Consider the following 2,470-nt stretch of genomic DNA (forward strand, 5'->3'; position numbering starts at 1 on the left):
CACGCCTCAAGCACCTTGCGATCTTTCCTCGAAAGGTGGACTTCTCTTGCTTCGGGTATCATCCCGACCTTGAATCACGACTCACGTTCCAAGAAAAGTGGGTACTAGGCGTCGCAATTGCCGCAGTATTTGCGCACGCAAATGCGCACGCAATTGCTGAGGTCGCATCGAGTCCTATCAATGGGTTACGGAAAATGAAGGCTGCACTCACGCACGGCGTTTGTTGTGCATGCCATGCAAGCGAATGAAATTTCCTTTCGCGCCGGCGTCCGACCTTTTCCCCGATATTTTTTCCCGGCGCACGATGGTCGCGTCGATCTCGGGCCAGCGCCAGCCCTCGCAGGGAAACTTGAGCGCGAGACGCGGGCGCATCTTCAACCACCCGCGCAGGCTCACCCGCGCGATCTGCGCGAGCACCTTGTCGTCGTTCGGCAGGAAGCCGTCGCGGCAGTAGACCGCGACGAGGTAGGTGAAGGCCGAGCGCTCCGCGAGCGTGAGCGTCTCGATCAGCTCCAGCCACCGGGGCAGCGGGATCGGCAGGATGATCAACTTGTGCTTCATCGCACACGCCAGCAGTGTGCCGCCTTCCCCGACCGATTGCGGCCCCTGCCTTCGTTGGTGATGAGCTGCATCTTGCGCAGCTCCGAGATGCGCGGCCTGATCGTCAGCACACTCTCGCGCAACGCTGCAGCGATCTCGTCAGCGGTGTGACCGGGGTTCTCGCGGATGTAGGCGAAGGCGCGCCTGCGCTGTGCTTCAGCGCCGCCCGCGACCTCCTCAGCAGCTTCGCGGGAGGTCTCGCCCTCCTTCCATCCCGGCGCGCTGGGGTAGGTGTATGGCGTGTCGCCCAGCTTATCCTTCATCGAACCCATGTCACGTCTCCGCGTGATTATCGACAATGCGAACCCAGCTGTACCTTCCGACCTTCGTCTTCTTGCGCGCGGTGTCGGTCTTGATGGTCAGGTGCTTGGCGTAGAGTCCATCGGCGAGCGCCTGCGGGTTGCTGTCGCACTGCATCAGCTCGACATCGTGGTCGTTGCCGATCTCGCGCACCCAGATGCTGTAACGCTTCTTCACCGTCATTCTCCTGGTGCGCGATACTTCATCGCCAGAACGAACGGGTTGATCCCGTAGCTCAGCCACCAGCCCAGCTCGTCGCCGTAGGCGTGGCTCTCGCGGTGGTGACGCGAGCACAGCGGCAGCGCCCATTTGTCGTGGCTCTTTTCCTGCATGCCCGCGTACCGCTTCCCATCGTTGATCGAACCGACGCGCAGATGAGCGGCTTCGGTCGAGGTGTCGTCGCCGCAGATGCAGCACGGCTGTGTGCGGATGTAGGCGAGGTACGCCTCGTCACGCTGCCGTGGGTCGCGCATCAATTGATCGTCGCACCGGACTCGTCGTCATCATCGTCGGCCATGTCGAGGAGCATGCGGCGCACCTCCGGGTCGTCGAGGTCCAGCGGCTTCACGCCCATCGCATCGAGCGCCTCGCTGGGGCTGGCGTACTTGCCGGTGCGGACGCCATCGAGATGCTGACGCAATTGCGCAAGCATCTCCGTCATGGTCTCCTTCATCTCCGGGTGCTCAGCCATCGCGGCCTTCACCTGCTCCGACATCGCCACCGTGAAATCTTCGCCAGCCGGAATCTCGTTGAGCCGCGCCTTGATGTGCTGCACCATGTCGTCCCACGTCGTGATGATCGCCTTCAGCGTCGCCTCCTTAGTGTTGCCCGAGGAGATCGCGCCGTAGACGATGACGGCGAGCAGCGCCTCGAACCCTTCGATGAAGGGTCGCGCCGTGCTTGCCCAGCGCGTCCATCACGGCGTTCTCCAGCATGCGTTGCTTATCCATTTTCCTTGTTCCTCCACGCCTGATAGGCGAAATCGATTTGGTGCCACTTCTGCCGTTCTTCCGTGCGGCCCGGCTTGCCGAGATCGCTGCGGCTCGCGACGCCACAGTGATGGCGCACGCAGTCGGCGGCGTGCCCCTCGTCGGCGACATCCGCGTAGTGCAGCTCCTCGCGCAGGAATGCCCAGAACGTCGGCTCCTTGCAGCGCATGCCCGCCTGCTTCGCCGGGCCGAGGTCGCGCCACTTGTCGCGCTCCATGCTGGCGTGATCGACCGGCGTCTCGTCGTCGTTGACCTCGACGAGCACGCAGGCGAACCGCGTGCCCATCGCGGCCTGCGTGATGCGGCTGTCCATGTCGATGGCGGCAATGGTCAGGCGCAGCTGCCAGTCGCCAGACTGACGCTGCGTCAGCCCGCCCTTCTTGACCTCCAGCGAGATCGTGTTGCGGCGTGCGAGGTCGGAGAGGTCCATCACTTCAAGACCCTTGCGCATTCGGCAATCGAGCGCTCGTTGCGGTCGGCGAGCGCGAGCAGCTTCTTGATGCTGGGCTCCAGCTCGCGGACCAGGGCGAGCGCCTCCTTGGCTTCGGCGAGCTGCTTGCGGATGTCCTCGTTGCCGACCT

General features: G+C 63.5%; 6 protein-coding genes. All 6 read right to left on the reverse strand.

Annotated elements, in window-relative coordinates; translation table 11 throughout:
- Window positions 1–207: 207 nt before the first annotated feature.
- The gene (locus tag QJT78_RS50185) at window positions 208–549 is read right to left on the reverse strand and encodes a DUF1376 domain-containing protein (RefSeq protein WP_157790364.1); all 342 of its coding nucleotides are present in this window, start codon (window positions 547–549) and stop codon (window positions 208–210) included.
- 8 nt (window positions 550–557) lie between these two features.
- Window positions 558–872 carry a hypothetical protein gene (locus tag QJT78_RS50190; RefSeq protein WP_049808138.1) on the reverse strand — a complete coding sequence of 105 codons (315 nt, stop codon included), beginning with the start codon at window positions 870–872 and terminating at the stop codon, window positions 558–560.
- Window position 873: 1 nt separating this feature from the next.
- A complete protein-coding gene (locus tag QJT78_RS50195; RefSeq protein WP_155257995.1) occupies window positions 874–1,077 on the reverse strand; it encodes a hypothetical protein in 204 nt (67 codons plus the stop codon).
- Between the two features lie 2 nt (window positions 1,078–1,079).
- Complete coding sequence (locus tag QJT78_RS50200; RefSeq protein ID WP_038945919.1) at window positions 1,080–1,373, reverse strand: DUF968 domain-containing protein; 294 nt, start codon at window positions 1,371–1,373, stop codon at window positions 1,080–1,082.
- Window positions 1,373–1,678 (reverse strand): hypothetical protein, encoded by a 306-nt coding sequence (locus QJT78_RS50205; RefSeq protein ID WP_028152262.1) that lies wholly within the window; start codon window positions 1,676–1,678, stop codon window positions 1,373–1,375. The genes QJT78_RS50200 and QJT78_RS50205 overlap by 1 nt, the downstream gene beginning before the upstream one ends.
- Window positions 1,679–1,842: 164 nt before the next feature.
- The gene (locus tag QJT78_RS50210) at window positions 1,843–2,340 is read right to left on the reverse strand and encodes a hypothetical protein (protein WP_155257996.1); all 498 of its coding nucleotides are present in this window, start codon (window positions 2,338–2,340) and stop codon (window positions 1,843–1,845) included.
- Window positions 2,341–2,470: the final 130 nt, after the last annotated feature.

This window comes from Bradyrhizobium sp. Mp27 (assembly GCF_029953005.1).
Lineage (GTDB): Bacteria > Pseudomonadota > Alphaproteobacteria > Rhizobiales > Xanthobacteraceae > Bradyrhizobium > Bradyrhizobium barranii.

Excerpts from the sequence above, each read along its gene's own strand:
- QJT78_RS50210 (WP_155257996.1), bottom strand. The coding sequence starts at position 2,340 with ATGCGCAAGGGTCTTGAAGTGATGGACCTCTCCGACCTCGCACGCCGC.
- QJT78_RS50205 (WP_028152262.1), bottom strand. The coding sequence starts at position 1,678 with ATGGTGCAGCACATCAAGGCGCGGCTCAACGAGATTCCGGCTGGCGAA.
- QJT78_RS50190 (WP_049808138.1), bottom strand. The coding sequence starts at position 872 with ATGGGTTCGATGAAGGATAAGCTGGGCGACACGCCATACACCTACCCC.
- QJT78_RS50200 (WP_038945919.1), bottom strand. The coding sequence starts at position 1,373 with ATGCGCGACCCACGGCAGCGTGACGAGGCGTACCTCGCCTACATCCGC.